16 protein-coding genes are annotated in these 18,213 nt (G+C 67.3%); 8 read left to right on the top strand and 8 right to left on the bottom strand.

Going from position 1 to position 18,213, the window contains the following annotated elements; genetic code table 11:
* Positions 1–15: 15 nt before the first annotated feature.
* Positions 16–1,245, bottom strand: a complete 1,230-nt coding sequence (locus ACFQZY_RS00520; RefSeq protein ID WP_377411379.1) for a pyridoxal phosphate-dependent aminotransferase — start codon at positions 1,243–1,245, stop codon at positions 16–18.
* 61 nt (positions 1,246–1,306) lie between these two features.
* Between ACFQZY_RS00520 and ACFQZY_RS00525 the strand changes: the two genes are divergently transcribed.
* From ACFQZY_RS00525 to ACFQZY_RS00535, 3 genes are all read left to right on the top strand, one after another.
* Positions 1,307–1,684, top strand: a complete 378-nt coding sequence (locus tag ACFQZY_RS00525; RefSeq protein ID WP_377411381.1) for an Mth938-like domain-containing protein — start codon at positions 1,307–1,309, stop codon at positions 1,682–1,684.
* 111 nt (positions 1,685–1,795) lie between these two features.
* The gene (locus ACFQZY_RS00530; RefSeq protein ID WP_377411383.1) at positions 1,796–2,272 is read left to right on the top strand and encodes a peroxiredoxin; all 477 of its coding nucleotides are present in this window, start codon (positions 1,796–1,798) and stop codon (positions 2,270–2,272) included.
* Between the two features lie 181 nt (positions 2,273–2,453).
* On the top strand, positions 2,454–4,154 hold the full coding sequence (locus ACFQZY_RS00535; protein WP_377411385.1) for a PhoH family protein: 1,701 nt from the start codon (positions 2,454–2,456) through the stop codon (positions 4,152–4,154).
* Between the two features lie 57 nt (positions 4,155–4,211).
* On the opposite strand, the gene dnaB is transcribed toward ACFQZY_RS00535, so the two are convergent.
* The 7 genes from dnaB to ppsA form a co-directional block, all read right to left on the bottom strand.
* A complete protein-coding gene (gene dnaB / locus ACFQZY_RS00540) occupies positions 4,212–5,621 on the bottom strand; it encodes a replicative DNA helicase (RefSeq protein ID WP_377411387.1) in 1,410 nt (469 codons plus the stop codon).
* Between the two features lie 157 nt (positions 5,622–5,778).
* The gene (gene rplI / locus ACFQZY_RS00545) at positions 5,779–6,231 is read right to left on the bottom strand and encodes a 50S ribosomal protein L9 (protein WP_377411389.1); all 453 of its coding nucleotides are present in this window, start codon (positions 6,229–6,231) and stop codon (positions 5,779–5,781) included.
* A gap of 12 nt (positions 6,232–6,243) precedes the next feature.
* Positions 6,244–6,525, bottom strand: a complete 282-nt coding sequence (gene rpsR / locus ACFQZY_RS00550) for a 30S ribosomal protein S18 (protein ID WP_048438842.1) — start codon at positions 6,523–6,525, stop codon at positions 6,244–6,246.
* Between the two features lie 18 nt (positions 6,526–6,543).
* The gene (gene priB / locus ACFQZY_RS00555) at positions 6,544–6,834 is read right to left on the bottom strand and encodes a primosomal replication protein N (RefSeq protein ID WP_377411391.1); all 291 of its coding nucleotides are present in this window, start codon (positions 6,832–6,834) and stop codon (positions 6,544–6,546) included.
* Positions 6,835–6,850: 16 nt separating this feature from the next.
* Complete coding sequence (gene rpsF, locus ACFQZY_RS00560; protein WP_377411393.1) at positions 6,851–7,219, bottom strand: 30S ribosomal protein S6; 369 nt, start codon at positions 7,217–7,219, stop codon at positions 6,851–6,853.
* 214 nt (positions 7,220–7,433) lie between these two features.
* Positions 7,434–9,503, bottom strand: a complete 2,070-nt coding sequence (locus tag ACFQZY_RS00565; RefSeq protein WP_377411395.1) for a VC_2705 family sodium/solute symporter — start codon at positions 9,501–9,503, stop codon at positions 7,434–7,436.
* 2 nt (positions 9,504–9,505) lie between these two features.
* On the bottom strand, positions 9,506–11,899 hold the full coding sequence (ppsA, locus tag ACFQZY_RS00570) for a phosphoenolpyruvate synthase (protein ID WP_377411397.1): 2,394 nt from the start codon (positions 11,897–11,899) through the stop codon (positions 9,506–9,508).
* A gap of 178 nt (positions 11,900–12,077) precedes the next feature.
* Here ppsA and ACFQZY_RS00575 point away from each other — a divergent pair, with 178 nt between their 5' ends.
* The 5 genes from ACFQZY_RS00575 (at position 12,078) to ACFQZY_RS00595 (ending at position 18,209) form a co-directional block, all read left to right on the top strand.
* The gene (locus tag ACFQZY_RS00575) at positions 12,078–12,899 is read left to right on the top strand and encodes a pyruvate, water dikinase regulatory protein (RefSeq protein ID WP_377411399.1); all 822 of its coding nucleotides are present in this window, start codon (positions 12,078–12,080) and stop codon (positions 12,897–12,899) included.
* Positions 12,900–13,028: 129 nt separating this feature from the next.
* Positions 13,029–13,592 carry an alkyl hydroperoxide reductase subunit C gene (gene ahpC / locus ACFQZY_RS00580; protein WP_377411401.1) on the top strand — a complete coding sequence of 188 codons (564 nt, stop codon included), beginning with the start codon at positions 13,029–13,031 and terminating at the stop codon, positions 13,590–13,592.
* A gap of 155 nt (positions 13,593–13,747) precedes the next feature.
* Positions 13,748–15,304, top strand: coding sequence for an alkyl hydroperoxide reductase subunit F (gene ahpF / locus ACFQZY_RS00585; RefSeq protein WP_377411403.1), 1,557 nt, complete (start codon positions 13,748–13,750; stop codon positions 15,302–15,304).
* Positions 15,305–15,395: 91 nt separating this feature from the next.
* Positions 15,396–15,872, top strand: a complete 477-nt coding sequence (gene bfr, locus ACFQZY_RS00590; RefSeq protein WP_377411406.1) for a bacterioferritin — start codon at positions 15,396–15,398, stop codon at positions 15,870–15,872.
* 138 nt (positions 15,873–16,010) lie between these two features.
* Positions 16,011–18,209: a TonB-dependent receptor gene (locus ACFQZY_RS00595; protein WP_377411408.1), complete on the top strand. Its 2,199-nt coding sequence runs from the start codon at positions 16,011–16,013 to the stop codon at positions 18,207–18,209.
* Positions 18,210–18,213 lie beyond the last annotated feature (4 nt).

Here is an 18,213-nt window from a genome sequence, read left to right on the forward strand (position 1 = left end):
GCGCTCGCTGCGGGCTCAGTCGGTGCCCATGCGGCGGCGGTACTGCGCCAGGAACTTCGCGATGCGGCTGATCGCCTCGCGCAGGTCGTCCTCATGGGGCAGGAACACGATGCGGAAATGGTCGGGGCTGGGCCAGTTGAAGCCGGTACCTTGCACCAGCATCACGCGGGTCTCCTGCAGCAGCTCCAGGAAGAACTGGCGGTCGTCCTTGATCGGGTAGACCGCCGGGTCCAGGCGCGGGAACATGTACAGGGCCGCCTGCGGCTTGACGCAGGTCACGCCGGGAATGGCGGTGATCAGCTCGTAGGCCAGGTCACGCTGGCGGCGCAGGCGCCCGCCTTCCTTGACCAGGTCATCGATGCTCTGGTAGCCGCCCAGCGCGGTCTGGATCGCGTACTGGCCCGGCACGTTGGCGCACAGGCGCATGTTCGAGAGCATGTTCAGGCCCTCGATGTAGTCGGCCGCGGCCTTCTTGTCTCCCGAGATCACCAGCCAGCCGGCACGGTAGCCGCAAGAGCGGTAGCTCTTGGAGAGCGAGTTGAAGGTCAGCGTGACCACGTCGGTCGACAGGCTGCCGATGGCGGTGTGGACCACCCCGTCGTACAGCACCTTGTCGTAGACCTCGTCGGCCAGGATCACCAGGCCGTGCTCACGGGCGATCGCCACGATCTGCTTCAGCAGCTCGGGCGAGTACAGCGCGCCGGTGGGGTTGTTCGGGTTGATGACGACGATGCCCTTGGTGCGCGGCGTGATCTTGGCGCGGATGTCGTCGAGGTCAGGCATCCAGCCATTGGCCTCGTCGCACAGGTAGTGCACCGGCTTGCCGCCGGACAGCGTGGTGGCCGCAGTCCACAGCGGGTAGTCGGGCGCGGGCAGCAGCAGCTCGTCGCCGTCATTGAGCAGCGCGTTGGTCGCCATGTGGATCAACTCGCTGGCGCCGTTGCCCAGGTAGATGTCGTCGAGCGTGACGCCCTGGATGCCCTGCTCCTGGGTGCGGTGCATCACCGCCTTGCGCGCGGAGAAGATGCCCTTGCTGTCGGAGTAGCCCGCCGAGTTCGGCAGGTTGCGGATCATGTCCTGCTGGATCTCCTCGGGCGCATCGAAGCCGAACACGGCGAGGTTGCCGATGTTGAGCTTGATGATCTTGTGGCCCTCGTCCTCCATGCGGCGGGCGGCATCCATGATCGGTCCACGGATGTCGTACAGCACATTGGCCAGCTTGTTGGATTTCTGGATGGTCTTCAAGGCCCCTCCGGCAAAGCGTCGCTCGGGTGAAAACCTATAATTTGACCATAGTTGACGTGCCATGAAGCTGCAACCCGACCGCTCCACCGCCCAGACCATCACCGGCCACGGCCCGGGGTGGGTCGCCATCAATGGCGAACGCATCGACCACAGCCTCATCGTGGGCTCCGGCGGCGAGCGCATCGCCTGGGCCGGCGGGACATTCGAGCAACTCGACGCCAGCCATTTCGAGGCGCTCGCCAGGCTCGACGTGGAGGTGGTGATCTTCGGCAGCGGCAGCCGCATCCGCTTCCCCCGCCCCGCCTGGCTGGCCCCCCTGATCGCCCGGCGCATCGGCCTGGAGACCATGGACACCGCGGCGGCCTGCCGCACCTACAACATCCTGGCCCAGGAAGGCCGCACCGTCGCCGCGGCGCTGCTGCTGGAACCGGCCGCCTGATGGCGCGACACACCCGCCGGCCGGGTTGAACGTTTCGGGTAAAATCGCGGGTTCAGCGCAGCCCCACACCGCGCAACAACGACCAAATTACTGTCACACGAGTACAAATCCATGGCGATCGTTGTCAACAAACTCATCCCCGAATTCGAGGCGAACGCCACGGGCGGCATCAAGGTGACCAACACCACCCACCTGGGCCAGGTGCTCGTTCTGTACTTCTACCCCAAGGACAACACGCCGGGCTGCACCACCGAGGCCATGCAGTTCCGCGACAAGTACAAGGACTTTGTGAAGGCCGGTGCCACCGTCTTCGGCGTCTCCCGCGACAACATGAAGTCCCATGACGACTTCAAGGCCAAGCTGGAACTGCCCTTCGAGCTGATCGCCGACACCGAGGAAAAGATGTGCCACATGTTCGGCGTGGTCAAGAACAAGATCATGTACGGCAAGAAGGTCAAGGGCATCGAGCGCAGCACCTTCCTGATCGGCGCCGACGGCATCCTCAAGCAGGAGTGGCGCGGCCTGAAGGTCCCGGGCCACGTGGACGAGGTCCTGAAGGCCGTCAAGCTGCTGAAGAAGGCGGCCTGACGCCGGGCCGCAACAGGCACCGACCCTGTCGGTTGTCGTGTCAATCGGCCCGTGCATAATGGGTTCATGCCGTTGTCCCTGACGCCCTGCGTCAACACCGCCAGCCCCGACAAAGCCGCCCGGCTCGCCCGGCGGCTTTTTTGTTTTTCTTCGCCACTTCCAACCGGGAATTCCTCGTCGTATGCCGCTGCCCCCCGCCCCCACCAAGCGTGCCGCCCTCCTGCCGCCGCAGGCGTTTGACGCCCCGGCCCGTTCCCCGCACAAGGCAGCCCGGAAATCGGAGGCGGCATCCCCCACCGGCAGCCCGTTGCCTGAGCGCGCCCAGATCGAGGACCTGGACCCGCGCAGCGGCGGCGGCGAGTCCGAGGTGATGGCGCTGTTCGAGACGCCCGCCGCGCCGCCGGCCGCCAAACCCGCCGGCCGCCGCAAGGCCGCCCCCGCCGAGGCCAGCGCCCCGGAAGCTCGTACGCGCAAGACCAAGCCGAAGGCCTCCGGCCCCACCAAGCTGTTCGTGCTGGACACCAACGTGCTGATGCACGACCCGATGTGCCTGTTCCGCTTCGAGGAGCACGACATCTTCCTGCCGATGATCGTGCTGGAGGAGCTCGACGGCCACAAGAAGGGCATGACCGAGGTCGCCCGCAACGCCCGCCAGGCCAGCCGCTCGCTCGACGCCCTCGCCGACGCCCAGGGCGCCGACATCGGCAAGGGCCTGAAGCTGGACACCTCCGGCCACGTGGAGGCCGGCGGATGCCTGTTCTTCCAGACCCAGGCGCTGGCCAACCCCCTGCCCAGCACCCTGCCCCAGGGCAAGGCGGACAACCAGATCCTGGGCGTGGTGCAGGCCCTGCGCGAGCAGCATCCCGGCCGCGACGTGGTGCTGGTCTCCAAGGACATCAACATGCGGGTCAAGGCCCGGGCCCTGGGCCTGGCCACCGAGGACTACCGCAACGACAAGACCATCGACGACCTGGACCTGCTGTACGCCGGCAGCCTCGCCCTGCCCCCGGACTTCTGGGCCAAGCACGGCAAGACGGTGGAGAGCTGGCAGAACGGCCAGCACACCTACTACCGCATCACCGGCCCGATCGTGCCGAGCCTGCTGATCAACCAGTTCGTGTACTTCGAGGCGCCGGGCGAGCCGAGCCTGTACGCCCGCGTGACCGAGATCCGCGGCAAGACCGCGGTGCTGCGCACGCTCAAGGACTACGGCCACCTGAAGAACGCGGTCTGGGGCGTGACCACCCGCAACCGCGAGCAGAACTTCGCGATGAACCTGCTGATGGACCCCGAGGTCGACTTCGTCACCCTCACCGGCACCGCGGGTACCGGCAAGACGCTGATGGCCCTGGCCGCCGGGCTGACCCAGGTGCTGGACGACCGCCGCTACACCGAGATCATCATGACCCGCGCCACGGTGAGCGTGGGCGAGGACATCGGCTTCCTGCCCGGCACCGAGGAAGAGAAGATGGGCCCCTGGATGGGCGCGCTGGACGACAACCTCGAGGTGCTGGCCAAGACCGAGACCAGCGCCGGCGAATGGGGCCGCGCAGCCACCAACGAGTTGATCCGCAGCCGCATCAAGATCAAGAGCATGAACTTCATGCGCGGCCGCACCTTCCTGAACAAGTACCTGATCATCGACGAGGCGCAGAACCTCACGCCCAAGCAGATGAAGACCCTGATCACCCGCGCGGGCCCGGGCACCAAGATCATCTGCATGGGCAACCTGGCGCAGATCGACACGCCCTACCTCACCGAGGGCTCGTCGGGCCTGACCTTCGCGGTCGACAAGTTCAAGGGCTGGCCGCACAGCGGCCACATCACCCTGGCGCGCGGCGAGCGTTCGCGCCTGGCGGATTTCGCGTCGGAAGTGCTGTAAAGGGCGGCACACCCAACGAATTGGGCCTGCCTCGCGCAGGCCCTTTTTTCTGGCCGCTCAGAAGTCGTCGTACGCGCCGGAGGCCAGCGACTCGAACTTCGTCAGCTGCTTCATGAACGCCAGCTTGGCCGTGCCGGTGGGGCCGTTACGCTGCTTGCTGATGATGATCTCGGCGACGCCGGGCTCCTTGGAGTCCTTGTTGTAGTAGTCGTCGCGGTAGATGAACATGATCACGTCCGCGTCCTGCTCGATGGCGCCGGATTCGCGCAGGTCCGACATCATCGGGCGCTTGTCGGTGCGCGACTCCACGCCCCGCGACAGCTGCGACAGCGCGATCACCGGGCAGCCCAGTTCCTTGGCCAGCATCTTCAGGCCGCGCGAGATCTCGCCCACGGCGGTGGCGCGGTTCTCGTCGGCGCTGCTGCCGGACACCGACATCAGCTGCAGGTAGTCGATCACGATCAGGCCCAGCTTGCCGCCGCACTGGCGCGCCAGGCGGCGGGCGTTGGCGCGCAGCTCGCTCACCGTCAGGCCCGGGGTTTCGTCGATGTGCAGCTGCACCGAACGCAGCTTCTCGATGGCCTCGGTCAGCCGCGGCCATTCATCGTCGGTCAGCTTGCCGGTGCGCAGGTGGCCCTGGTCGATGCGGCCGATCGAACCCACGATACGCACGGCCAGCTGGGCAGCGCCCATTTCCATCGAGAACACCGCCACCGGCAGCTCCTCGTTGATGGCCACGTGCTCGGCGATGTTGATCGCGAACGAGGTCTTGCCCATGGAGGGCCGCGCCGCCAGGATGATCAGGTCACCGGCCTGCAGGCCGGAGGTCATGCGGTCCAGGTCGTAGAAGCCGGTGGGGATGCCGGTGATGTCGGCCGGGTTGTCGGCCATCTCCTGCACCCGGTCCATGAGGTCGATCACCAGCGAGCCCAGGTCGTGGAAGCCCTGCTTGGAGCGCGTGCCCTCCTCGCCGATGTGGAAGATCTTCTGCTCGGCCTCGTCGAGGATGCGGTCCACCGGCTTGCCCTGCGGGTTGAAGGCGGCGGTGGCGATCTCGTCGGAGGCGGTGACCAGCTTGCGCAGGATCGCGCGCTCGCGCACGATTTCCGCGTAGCGGCGGATGTTGGCCGCGCTGGGCACGTACTGCGCCAGCGAGTTCAGGTAGGCCAGGCCGCCGATCTCGTCCGACTTGCCCAGGCTCTGCAGCGCCTCGAACACCGTGATCACGTCGGCCGGCTTGGTGCCGTTGATCAGGTCGGCGATGGCCTTGAAGACCAGGCGGTGCTCGTAGCGGTAGAAGTCGCCCTCGGTGAGCAGGTCGCCGATGCGGTCCCAGGCGCCGTTGTCGAGCAACAGGCCGCCGAGCACGCTGGACTCGGCCTCGATGGAGTGCGGCGGCACGCGCAGCTGGGCCACTTCGCGGTCACGCGGGAAGTCGTCTTCGAGGGTTGTCAGTACTGCAGACATGATGTTCTCGTGAACCCGCCATGTTAGGCCGACGAGCCCCGCGGGTCACGGGACAAGGCTGTGGATAAACCGTGCCCAACCCGGGAACAAGTCCGGTTTTCCTGTGGGCAAATAAAAAGCCGCCCGGGCGGGCGGCTTTTCGGGCAGCGCAGGCTGCTTAGGCGGTTTCGCCGTAGACGGTGACGTTGATGTCGACCACCACGTCCGTGTGCAGGGACACGGAGACGCTGCTGTCGCCGACCATCTTGATCGGGCCGTTGGGCATGCGGACCTGGGCCTTGGACACGTCGTAGCCGGACTTCTTCAGCTCTTCGGCGATGTCGAAGTTGGTCACGGAGCCGAACAGGCGGCCGTCCACGCCGGCCTTCTGGGTCAGCTTGACGGTGGTACCGGACAGCTTCTCGCCCTGGGCCTGGGCTTCAGCCAGCTTGGCAGCGGCTTGCTTTTCCAGTTCGGCGCGCTTGGCTTCGAACTCGGCCTTGTTGGCGGCGGTCGCACGCTTGGCTTGGCCGGTGGGGATCAGGAAATTGCGGCCGTAACCGTCCTTGACCTTGACGATGTCGCCCAGGTTGCCAAGGTTGATGACCTTCTCGAGCAGGATGATTTCCATGTTCTTGGCTCCTTAGATGCGGTGCTGGTCGCTGTACGGCACCAGGGCCAGGAAGCGGGCGCGCTTGATGGCGGTGTTCAGCTGACGCTGGTAGATGGCGCGCGTGCCGGTCAGGCGCGCGGGGATGATCTTGCCGTTCTCGGCGATGAAGTCGCGCAGGGTGTCGACGTCCTTGTAGTCGATTTCCTCGACGCCGGCGACGGTGAAGCGGCAGAAGCGCTTGCGCTTGAACAGCAGCGACTGGGTGTTGCGCTTCGGACGCTTGTCCTTGTTGAATTTCTTGAACGTGGCCATGAGGGACCTCTCGAAAAATTAATCTTGCTGAAACTCTTGGATGTGCAGCACAGGGTGCTTGCCGTTGCGCGGGTTGGCCAGGAAGCCGGCGAATCGCCAGGGACTTCCCACCGGTTGCCTGGCCAGGGTCTCGGCCAGCGGGCCGAAGGCCACGGCCCTGAGGGCCGCCTTCACCTGCCGCCTGCCGCCTGCCTCGGACATCTCGGACTCGTGCTCGAGCCGAAGGTCCAGGGCGGGCAGCCCGGCCGGGGTGTATCGCAGGGCCGAAGCCTCGGCGATGCAGGCGCTCAGGACAACCTGGTTGGTCACGCGCGCAGCGGGCGCCTTACTGTTGCTGGAACTCCGCCTGCTGGGCCTTGCGGGCCTCTTCGCGCTCGACGGTCTTCATCATGGAAGACGCACCGGTCTCGGCCTTCTTCTTGACCACGGTCAGGTGGCGCAGGACGGCGTCGTTGAAGCGGAAGGCATGCTCGAGCTCGTTCATCACGGCCTGGTCGGCCTCGATGTTCACGCACAGGTAGTGGGCCTTGGCCAGCTTGTTGATCTGGTACGCCAGTTGACGGCGGCCCCAGTCTTCAACGCGGTGGATCTTGCCGCCGCCGGCGGTGATCATGCCCTTGTAGCGCTCCAGCATGGCCGGAACCTGTTCGCTCTGATCCGGGTGGATCAGCAAGACGATCTCGTAATGTCGCATGGATTTCTCCTTGTGGATGAAAGCCACCCGGTTGCGAGCCGGTGTGGCAAGGCAAAGCGCGAGATTGTAGCAGGCTTGCAGCCGGGCAAAAAAGAACCCCGGGCGCGTGAACGCCCGGGGCAATCCTGAAATGACTCTTGCTCAGTCGGGGAGCATGGTCCCGGCCGCCTCTTGCCGGCAGCTTACAAAATCGTCGATGAAACGGGCCACCGCCCTAGGGGTTTCCCGGAGCGGGCTGGGTCGCCGGCGCCAGGCGGGCGCGGGTGGCCAGGCTGGCCACGACCGTCACCGCCACGCCGGCCGCCACGCCGAACACCCCGCCGGAGACCGGCTGGATGCTCCACCAGAGGGATTGGGGCGTGTGCAGGTGCAGCAGGCCCCGCAGCCAGGCGGCGTTGGACAGCATGTAGAACACCGTCACCCCCAGGCCGGCGAGCATGCCCCAGGCGGCGCCCCGGCCGGTGGCGCCGCGCCAGAAGATGCCCAGCACCATCCCCGGCACCAGGGCCGCGGCGGCCAGCGAGAACGAGGCGGTGACCAGGGACAGGATGTCCGAGGGCTTGAACATGGCCACCGTGGCGGCGACCACCGCCACGGCCAGCAGCGCGAACTTGGACAGGATCACCCGCTGCTCGGGCGTGGTGCTGCCGGAGACGTCGGGCACGTACAGGTCGCGGACCAGGGCGCTGCTGATCGTGAGCAGCAGCGCGTCGGCGGTGGACAGGGCCGCGGCCAGGCCGCCCGCCGCCACCAGGGCCGAGACCACGTAGGGCAACCCGCCGATCTCGGGCGTGGCCAGCATGATGATGTCGGCCCCCAGGCGCAGCTCGCTGAACTGCAGCAGGCCGTCGCCGTTCATGTCGCGCACGGAGATCAGGGCCGGGTCGACCCGCGACCACTGGACGATCCAGGTGGGCAGCTCGCTGAAGCGGATGCCGGTCAGGCCCTGCATCACCTCGTACTTGACGAGCGCCGCCAGGGCTGGCGCGCTGACATACAGCAGGCCGATGAAGAACAGCGCCCAGCCCACCGAGGAGCGTGCCTGGCTGACGCTGGACGTGGTGTAGAAGCGCGTGAGCAGGTGCGGCAGGCCCAGGGTGCCCGCCATCAGGCAGAACATCAGCGCCAGGAAGTTGAGGCGGGAGGACTGGAAGGCCGCCCGGTCCTCCGGGCTGCCGGCCGGGTCGCCGGCGAAGGGCTGGGTGTGCAGCGGCAGCCCACCCAGCGGCTGCGAGCGCGCCTCGCTGTCCTGGACGGTGCGCAGCCACTGCTCGCGCGCGGTCGCCGCGTCGCGCGGGATCTCGGCCAGGTCCCGATGGGCGGCGGCCACCGTCATCGCGTCGGCACCCTGCTCGCGCAGGGCCTGCAGCCGCCCGCGCGCCTGCTCGCGCTCCGCGCGCAGGGCCTGGTCCACGTCCTGGAGCTTCAGGCTGTACTCGATGGCCCGCTGCTGGAACGCCATCTGCACCTGCCGCTCGGCGCGGGCGTCGGTCAGCTCCTTTTCCAGGATGGCGATCTTGTCCAGCTGCTGGCCGTAGACCGCCGGCGCGAAAGGACTGCCCAGCTGCTTGTAGGCCAGCCAGGAGACGGGGATGAGGAAGGCCAGCAGCAGCACCACGTACTGCGCAACCTGGGTCCAGGTGATGGCACGCATGCCGCCCAGGAAGGAGCACAGCAGCACGCCACCCAGGCCCAGAAGGATGCCGATCTCGAACTGCACGCCGGTCAGGCGCGAGGCGATCAGGCCGATGCCGTAGATCTGCGCGACCACGTAGACGAAGGAGCACAGCACGGTGGCGATGGCGGCGATGCGCCGGGGCCAGGTGCCGCCGTAGCGCAGCTGGAAGTAGTCGGGGACGGTGTAGAGGGACAGGCTGCGCAGGTAGGGCGCGACCAGCAGGGCCAGCAGGCAGAAGCCGCCGGTCCAGCCCATGATGTAGGCCAGCCCGCCGGCGCTGCCCGGCGCGCCCGAGAAGCCCTGCAGGTACAGGGCGCCGGCCAGGCTGATGAAGGAGGCGGCCGACATCCAGTCGGCCGCGGTGGCCATGCCGTTGTAGAAGGCCGGGATGCGGCGGCCGGCGACGTAGTACTCGAGCGGGTCGGTGGTGCGGCACCAGATGCCGATCACCGCGTACATCATCACCGACGCGAAGAGGAAGGCCGGCCCCAGCCAGCGCCGGGACAGGCCGCCCTCCTCCGCCGCGTGCAGCGCCGCCAGTACCGCCACCAGCCCTGCCACATACAGGGCCATGTTGCGGTGCAGGCGGCCCGGCGCGGCGCTCATGCTCAAGCGGAGGCCAGCCCCTGCCAGGTCTCGATGACGCTGTCCGGATTGAGCGAGATGGAGGAGATGCCCTCCTTCGCCAGCCACTGGGCGAAGTCGGGGTGGTCGCTGGGCCCCTGGCCGCAGATGCCGACGTACTTGCCCTGCTTGCGGCAGGCCGCGATGGCCAGCGACAGCATGGCCTTGACGGCCGGGTCGCGCTCGTCGAAGTCATGCGCCAGCAGCTCCAGGCCGGAGTCGCGGTCCAGGCCCAGGGTCAGCTGCGTCAGGTCGTTGGAGCCGATCGAGAAGCCGTCGAAGTGCTCGAGGAAGGCATCGGCCAGGATGGCGTTGCTCGGGATTTCGCACATCATGATCAGCTTGAGGTCGTCCTCGCCGCGCCTGAGGCCGAACTTGGCCAGCAGGGCCACGACGCGCGCGGCCTGGCTCACCGTGCGAACGAACGGCACCATGACCTGCACATTGGTGAGGCCCATCTCGCCGCGCACGCGCTTGAGCGCCTCGCACTCCATGGCGAACGCTTCGCCGAAGTCCTCGCTGATGTAGCGGGCCGCGCCGCGGAAGCCCAGCATGGGGTTCTCCTCCTCGGGCTCGTAACGCGAGCCGCCGATCAGCTTGCGGTACTCGTTGGACTTGAAGTCCGACAGGCGCACGATGACGGGCTTGGGCCAGAAGGCCGCGGCGATGGTGGCCACGCCCTCGGCGACCTTGTCCACGTAGAAGGCGCGGGGCGAGGCATGGCCGCGGGCCACGGACTCGACCGCCTTCTTCAGGTCGGCATCGACATTCGGGTAGTCCAGGATGGCCTTGGGGTGGACGCCGATGTTGTTGTTGATGATGAATTCCAGGCGGGCCAGGCCCACGCCCTGGTTGGGCAGCTGCGCGAAGTCGAAGGCCAGCTGCGGATTGCCCACGTTCATCATGATCTTGGTGGAGATCTCGGGCATGGCGCCGCGCTTGACCTCGGTGACCTCGGTCTCGAGCAGGCCGTCGTAGATGCGGCCGGTGTCGCCCTCGGCGCAGGAGACGGTGACCAGGGTGCCGTCCTTCAGGGTCTCCATGGCGTCGCCGCAGCCCACCACGGCCGGGATGCCCAGCTCGCGCGCAATGATGGCCGCGTGGCAGGTGCGCCCGCCGCGGTTGGTGACGATGGCGCTGGCGCGCTTCATCACCGGCTCCCAGTTGGGGTCGGTCATGTCGGCGACCAGCACGTCGCCGGGCTGGACCTTGTCCATCTCGGAGACGTTGTGCACCAGGCGCACCGGCCCGGTGCCGATCTTCTGGCCGATGGCCCGACCCTCGGACAGCACGTTGCCCTTGCCCTTGAGCTTGTAGCGAAGCTCCGCCTTGCCCGCGGCCTGGCTCTTCACCGTCTCGGGGCGGGCCTGCAGGATGTAGAGCTGGCCGTCCTGGCCGTCCTTGCCCCACTCGATGTCCATCGGTCGGCCGTAGTGCTTCTCGATGACCTGGGCATAGCGGGCCAGCTGCTCGACATCGGCGTCGGACAGGGAATAGCGGTTGCGCTGCTCCAGCGGCACGTCGACCGTCTTGATCAGCTTGCCGGAGGCCGCCTTCTCCTCCGGGGTGGCGAAGACCATCTGGATCAGCTTGGAGCCGAGGTTGCGGCGGATCACGGCCTTCTTGCCGGCCTGCAGCATCGGCTTGTGGACGTAGAACTCGTCGGGGTTGACGGCGCCCTGGACCACGGTCTCGCCCAGGCCGTAGCTGGCGGTGATGAAGACCACGTCCTCGAAGCCGGACTCGGTGTCGATGGTGAACATCACGCCGGCGGCGCCCAGGTCGGAGCGCACCATGCGCTGCACGCCGGCGGACAGGGCCACGTCGGCATGGGCGAAGCCCTTGTGCACGCGGTAGCTGATGGCGCGGTCGTTGTAGAGGGAGGCGAAGACCTCCTTCATCTTGTGCAGCACCTGCTCGATGCCCTGCACGTTCAGGAAGGTCTCCTGCTGGCCGGCGAAGGAGGCGTCGGGCAGGTCCTCGGCGGTGGCGGAGGAGCGCACCGCGAAGCTGGCGCTGGCGCTGCCGCCCGAGAGCTTGTCGAAGGCGGCGCGGATGGCAGCCTCCAGGTCGGCCGGGAAGGGCTGGGCTTCGACCCAGCCGCGGATCTCCGCGCCGGCGGCGGCCAGGGCGCGCACGTCGTCGGTGTCCAGGGCGTCCAGTCGGGCCTGGATGCGGGCGGCCAGCCCGTCAAAGGCCAGGAACTCGCGGAAGGCGTGCGCGGTGGTGGCGAAGCCGGTGGGCACGCGCACGCCCTGCGGCAGCTGCGAGATCATTTCGCCGAGGCTGGCGTTCTTGCCGCCAACGACCTCGACGTCGCTCATTCTCAGGTCTTCAAAGGGAACGACCAGGGCGGTCGGCTCGAACCGGGTGGACATGGGAAAGCTCCAGAAGTTGAAAACCTGTCGGGCCGGCGGGCGGGCCCGGCCCCCTGAAGCGGCAGCCAGCTTTGTGCTTGTTCGAATGGGCGGCTGCGGGTCATGGGGCCATGAATTCGGATAATGGCGATTCTAGGCGGCCAACCCGGCCGTATTGCAGCCCGTCTGCCGACTTTCCATGGCCCAACGCACCGTTTTCTACATCTCCGACGGCACCGGCATCACGGCCGAAACCTTTGGCAACGCCATCCTGGCGCAGTTCGAGTTCAAGCCGCGCCACGTGCGCCTGCCGTTCGTGGACACGGTGGAAAAGGCCCACCAGGCCGTCCGCCAGGTCAACCACACGGCCCAGGTCGAGGGCAACCGGCCCATCGTCTTCACCACGCTGGTGAACATGGAGGTGCTACGGGTGATCGAGGCAGGCTGCCAGGCGATGCTGCTGGACATGTTCGGCACCTTCGTGCGGCCGCTGGAAGTCGAGCTGGGAATGAAGTCCAACCACCGGGTCGGCCGTTTCTCGGACGTGAGCAAGAGCCAGGCCTACCACGACCGGATCGAGGCCATCAACTTCAGCCTGGCCCACGACGACGGCCAGAGCAACCGCGACCTGGAGGCGGCCGACGTGATCCTCGTCGGCGTGAGCCGCAGCGGCAAGACCCCCACCTCCCTGTACCTGGCCATGCAGTACGGCCTGAAGGCCGCCAACTACCCCCTGATCCCCGAGGACTTCGAGCGCCGCCAGTTGCCGCCGGCCCTGGTGCCGTTCAAGAAGAAGATCTTCGGCCTGACCATCCAGCCCGAACGGCTGTCCGAGATCCGCAACGAGCGCCGGCCCGACTCGCGCTACGCCTCGCTGCAGAACTGCCGCATGGAGGTGTCCGAGGCCGAGGCCATGATGCGGCGCGCCGGCATCCGGTGGCTGTCCACCACCACCAAGTCGATCGAGGAGATCGCCACCACCATCCTGCAGGAAGTCCGGCCCGAGCGGCTGGAGTATTGAGCCGGGTCAAGGCGGCAGTTAATAGATGAAATAAATCGACAGGATTGCTTCAATTGAGTTGATGCATCCCTTCCCCGGGCCTAAGATCCATCCCGTCGACTAACCCGCAACCAACCAGAGGAAACAACGATGTCCGTCATCAACACCCAGATCAAGCCGTTCAAGAACGCCGCGCTCAAGCAAGGCAAGTTCATCGAGGTCTCCGACGAAACCGTGAAGGGCAAGTGGTCGGTGTTCTTCTTCTACCCCGCCGACTTCACCTTCGTCTGCCCCACCGAGCTGGGCGACGTGGCTGACAAGTACGCCGAATTCCAGAAGCTGGGCGTGGAGATCTACTCCGTGTCGACCGACACGCACTTCGTGCACAAGGCCTGGCAGGACGCTTCGGACACCATCCGCAAGATCCAGTACACCATGATCGGCGACCCGACCGGAACCCTGACCCGCAACTTCGAGTGCATGCGCGAAGCCGAGGGCCTGGCCGACCGCGGCACCTTCATCGTCGACCCCCAGGGCGTGATCCAGGCCGTGGAAATCACCGCCGAAGGCATCGGCCGCAACGCCGCCGACCTGCTGCGCAAGGTCAAGGCCGCCCAGTACGTCGCCTCGCACCCGGGTGAAGTCTGCCCCGCCAAGTGGGAAGAAGGCGCCGCCACCCTCAAGCCCTCGCTGGACCTGGTCGGCAAGATCTAAGCCGCCAATCCACGCACGGCACGCAGGCCCCAGGCCTGTACTCCATTCGGCGCGCAGGCCCACCGGCCTGCGCCGCCTGATGAAAGAGGCCCGGGGTGCACCCCGCCCCGGGCCTTTGCTTTTCCGAAATCCAACGAATCCCCACGGAGGCTCCCATGCTCGACGCTGCTCTCAAAGCCCAACTCGCCGCCTACCTCGAACGCATCACGCAGCCGGTGGAGATCACCGCCCAGCTCGATGATTCGCAGGCCTCGGTCGACATGCAGGCCCTGCTGAACGACATCGCGGAGTCCTCGAAACTGATCACCGTGAACACCCTGCAGGGCGGCCCGCACCGCACGCCCTCGTTCGCGGTCAACCGCCCCGGCGAGAACCACGGCCCGCGCTTCGCCGGCCTGCCGATGGGGCATGAATTCACCTCCCTCGTGCTGGCGCTGCTGCAGGTGGGCGGCTACCCGCCCAAGGTGGAACAGGCGCTGCTGGACCAGATCCGCGCCCTGGACACCGACCTGGACTTCGAGGTCTACGTCTCCCTGACCTGCCACAACTGCCCGGACGTGGTCCAGGCCCTGAACCTGATGGCGGTGCAGAACCCGCGCATCAAGGCGACCATGATCGAGGGCAGCCTGTTCCAGGACGAGATCAACGAGCGCCAGATCATGGGCGTGCCCACCGTCTTCCTGAACGGCACCATGTTCGGCAACGGCCGCATGACGCTGGAAGAGATCCTGGCCAAGGTCGACAAGGGCGGCGCCCAGCGCGAGGCCGCCAAGATCGATGCCAAGGACCCGTTCGACGTGCTGATCATCGGCGGCGGCCCGGCCGGCGCCGCGGCTGCGGTGTATGCCGCGCGCAAGGGCATCCGCACCGGCGTGGCCTCCGAGCGCTTCGGCGGCCAGGTGCTGGACACCCTGGGCATCGAGAACTTCGTCTCCATCAAGGAAACCGAGGGCCCGAAGTTCGCCCTGGCCCTGGAGGAGCACGTTCGCCACTACGACGTGGACATCATGAACCTGCAGCGCGCCAAGGCCCTGATCCCGGGCGACCTGGTTCAGGTGCAGCTGGAAAGCGGCGCGACCCTGAAGGCGAAGACCGTGATCCTCACCACCGGCGCGCGCTGGCGCAACGTCAACGTGCCCGGCGAAAAGGAATACAAGAACAAGGGCGTGGCCTACTGCCCGCACTGCGACGGCCCCCTCTTCAAGGGCAAGCGCGTGGCAGTGATCGGCGGCGGCAACTCCGGCGTCGAGGCGGCCATCGACCTGGCCGGCCTGGTGCAGCATGTGACCCTGATCGAGTTCGCCACCGAGCTGCGCGCCGACGCCGTGCTGCAGAAGAAGCTGCACAGCCTGCCGAACGTGACCGTGGTCATGAACGCCCAGACCACCGAGATCACCGGCGACGGCCAGAAGGTCAACGGCCTGTCGTACAAGGACCGCGCCACCGGCGCCGACCACCACGTGCCGCTGGAGGGCGTGTTCGTGCAGATCGGCCTGGTGCCGAACACCGAGTGGCTCAAGGGCACGCTGGAGCTGTCGAAGCATGGCGAGATCGTGGTCGATGCCAAGGGCCAGACCTCGATGCCCGGCGTGTTCGCCGCGGGTGACGCCACCACGGTGCCGTACAAGCAGATCATCATCGCCGCCGGCGAGGGCGCGAAGGCCGCACTCAGCGCCTTCGACCACCTGATCCGCACTCCCGTCGCGGCGTAACAGGGGAGGGACGCCTCGTGAGGGGTGGGCGCTGGCAGGTGTTTCGCGCACAATGCCAGCACCCACCCTTCCTGCTTTCTGGAGCTCCGTGATGCAAGGCGACCCGAAGATCATCCACCACCTGCAGGCCCAGCTGCGCAACGAGCTCACGGCCACCAACCAGTACTTCCTCCACTACCGCATCCTGCAGCACTGGGGCTTCGGCAAGCTGGCCAAGAAGGAGTACCAGGAGTCCATCGGCGAGATGAAGCATGCGGACAAGCTCATGGCCCGCATCCTCATGCTCGACGGCCTGCCCAACCTGCAGGACCTGGGCAAGCTCCTGATCGGCGAGGACGTGCCCGAGCTGCTCGACTGCGACCTTCGCCTGGAGCGCGCCGCCCAGCTCACCATCAAGGAAGGCATCGCGGCCTGCGAGGCGGCCCGTGACTACGTCTCCCGCGACATCCTCCAGGACATCCTGGATGACACCGAGGAGCACATCGACTTCCTCGAAACCCAGCTGGACCTGATCAACAAGGTCGGCCTGCCGAACTACCTGCAGTCCCAGATGGACGAATCGCATTGAGAATGATTCGCATTTGATGTAAACTGCTGAGCTGAATCCAATTCGGCCAGCCAAGTCCGCGCGGGACTCCGTCCGCGCACCCAGCCAGCCTCCAACGTCCACCGTCCCCGGCCCCGGGGACCCACCTGAGGCTGCTGCATGCATTCCCTGTCCGACCACGCCCTCCTGCCGCTGGGCGCCCTCCTCCTGGCCGCGTCCGCCGGCGCCGCCGCCCAGTCCGCCCCCGCCACCACGCCCGCCCGCACCCTGGCCACCGTCGAGGTGAAGGAGAAGGCCGAGATCGCCGAAGGCAAGGACTCGGTGCGCGCCACCCAGTCGCGCATCGGCCGCGGCACGCAGGAACTGCGCGACATCCCGCAATCGGTCACCGTGGTGACCGAGCGCCTGATGGACGACCGCAACCTCGACACGGTGAAGGACGCCCTGAGGAACACCGCCGGCGTGAGCTTCATGGCAGCCGAGGGCGGCGAGGAGGACGTGCGCCTGCGCGGCTTCCCGGTGCAGGGCGCGGGCGACATGTTCATCGACGGCATGCGCGACCCGGCCATCTACGACCGCGACACCTTCGCGCTGGACCGCCTCGAGGTGCTGCGCGGCTCCGCCTCCATGCTCTTCGGCCGCGGCTCCACCGGCGGCGCGATCAACCAGGTCACCAAGCTGCCGCGCCTGATGGACGAGAACCAGGTCGACTACACGATCGGCAGCCACCGCCACCACCGCGTGGTCGGCGACTTCAACCGGGTCACCGGCGAGAACGCCGCCCTGCGCGTGAACGTGATGGCCACCCGGGCCGACAACAACGGCTCGGGCAGCGCCATCGACAAGAACGGCGCCGCCGTCGCCTACCGCCGCGGCATCGGCGAGCGCGACGAATTCCTCGCCTCGCTCTACTACCTGAACAACAACAACGGGGTGAACTACGGCATGCCGTGGATCCGCCCGGGCGCCACGTCCACCGTGGCCCAGACCACCGTGCTGCCGGTCGACCCGACCGCCCGGTACGGCATGGCCACCGACTACAACCACAGCGGCGCGGCCATCGCCAGCCTGGGCCATGTGCACCGCTTCGACGGCGGCGGCGAGCTGCGCACCCAGGCCCGCGTGAGCCACTTCACCCGCGACCTGCGCGCGAGCACCCTCCGCCTGCCCGGCGGCACCTACCTGTCCAACCTGACCGCCGCCAGCGTCCTGAACCGCAGCACCCAGCTGAAGATCCAGGAGATGGACGTGACGCAGCTGCAAAGCGACTACAGCGGCAAGTTCCAGGCCCTGGGCCTGCAGCACGAGCTGCTGGCCGGCGTCGACCTGGCGCTGGAGCGCAAGACGGTCCACGCCGCGCGCGCCGCGGCCCAGGGCGGCGTGACGATCGCCAAGCCGACCACCCTGCTCGGCACGCCCGACGACGGCGCCGCGATCGACGAATCCACCCGCGTGCTGCGCACCAACAACGACTACGAGTCCACCGGCTACGGCGCCTACGTGCAGGACATGGTGCAGGTGGCCGAGCACTGGAAGGTGGTGGCCGGCCTGCGCTGGGACCACCTCTCGGGCAAGTACCGCCAGTTCGCCATCCCCGCCAACGCCGCCGGCCCCGAGACGGTCACGCCCTACCGCATGAAGGTCTCGGAATTCAGCAAGCGCCTGGGCGCGCTGTTCCAGCCGAACGCGCTGCAGTCGTACCACGTCTCGCTGGGCACCTCGTTCAACACCTCGGGCGACGCCTACTCGCTGAGCGCCGCCAACCAGGACACCCCGCCCGAGCAGTCGATCAACTTCGAGGTCGGTGGCAAGTTCGACGCCCCCGGCAAGCAGTGGACCACCCGCGTGGCGGCCTTCCGCACGACCAAGCTGCACGAGCGCAACACCGACCCGCTGGTCAACCTGACCACCCTGTCCGGCAAGCGCCACGTCGCCGGCGCCGAGGTCGACATCAGCGGCCGCATCACCCCGAAGTGGGAGGTGTTCGGCTCGTACATGTGGCTGCCCATCGCCACCATCGACGCGGCGGTCGCCGGCGGTGAAACCGGCCGCCCCTCGCTCACGCCGCGCTACAGCGGCACGCTGTGGAGCACCTACCAGTTCACGCCCAAGCTGCGCGCAGGCGGCGGCCTGAACTTCCGCGGCGAGCAGACGCCGAACCGCAACCCGGGCTGGACCGTCCCCAGCTTCATCACCGCCGACCTGATGGCCGAGTACGTCGTCACGCAGGACCAGCTCACGGTCAAGGCGAACCTGAGCAACCTGGCCAACAAGCGCTATGCCGACCAGCTGTACTCGGGCCATTACATCCCGGGCGCCGGCCGCCTGCTGCAGGTGACGACCAGCTTCAGGTTCTGAGCGC

The sequence above is a fragment of the Ramlibacter sp. GCM10027632 genome (genome assembly GCF_042675325.1).
GTDB lineage: Bacteria > Pseudomonadota > Gammaproteobacteria > Burkholderiales > Burkholderiaceae_C > Ramlibacter.

Bases quoted from the DNA above. Each gene is read 5' to 3' on its own strand.
- ACFQZY_RS00535 (WP_377411385.1), top strand. From the start codon at position 2,454: ATGCCGCTGCCCCCCGCCCCCACCAAGCGTGCCGCCCTCCTGCCGCCG.
- ACFQZY_RS00530 (WP_377411383.1), top strand. From the start codon at position 1,796: ATGGCGATCGTTGTCAACAAACTCATCCCCGAATTCGAGGCGAACGCC.
- rpsR (WP_048438842.1), bottom strand. From the start codon at position 6,525: ATGGCCACGTTCAAGAAATTCAACAAGGACAAGCGTCCGAAGCGCAAC.
- ACFQZY_RS00565 (WP_377411395.1), bottom strand. From the start codon at position 9,503: ATGAGCGCCGCGCCGGGCCGCCTGCACCGCAACATGGCCCTGTATGTG.
- ppsA (WP_377411397.1), bottom strand. From the start codon at position 11,899: ATGTCCACCCGGTTCGAGCCGACCGCCCTGGTCGTTCCCTTTGAAGAC.
- ACFQZY_RS00575 (WP_377411399.1), top strand. From the start codon at position 12,078: ATGGCCCAACGCACCGTTTTCTACATCTCCGACGGCACCGGCATCACG.
- rpsF (WP_377411393.1), bottom strand. From the start codon at position 7,219: ATGCGACATTACGAGATCGTCTTGCTGATCCACCCGGATCAGAGCGAA.
- rplI (WP_377411389.1), bottom strand. From the start codon at position 6,231: ATGGAAATCATCCTGCTCGAGAAGGTCATCAACCTTGGCAACCTGGGC.
- ACFQZY_RS00525 (WP_377411381.1), top strand. From the start codon at position 1,307: ATGAAGCTGCAACCCGACCGCTCCACCGCCCAGACCATCACCGGCCAC.
- dnaB (WP_377411387.1), bottom strand. From the start codon at position 5,621: ATGTCTGCAGTACTGACAACCCTCGAAGACGACTTCCCGCGTGACCGC.
- bfr (WP_377411406.1), top strand. From the start codon at position 15,396: ATGCAAGGCGACCCGAAGATCATCCACCACCTGCAGGCCCAGCTGCGC.
- ACFQZY_RS00595 (WP_377411408.1), top strand. From the start codon at position 16,011: ATGCATTCCCTGTCCGACCACGCCCTCCTGCCGCTGGGCGCCCTCCTC.
- ahpC (WP_377411401.1), top strand. From the start codon at position 13,029: ATGTCCGTCATCAACACCCAGATCAAGCCGTTCAAGAACGCCGCGCTC.
- ahpF (WP_377411403.1), top strand. From the start codon at position 13,748: ATGCTCGACGCTGCTCTCAAAGCCCAACTCGCCGCCTACCTCGAACGC.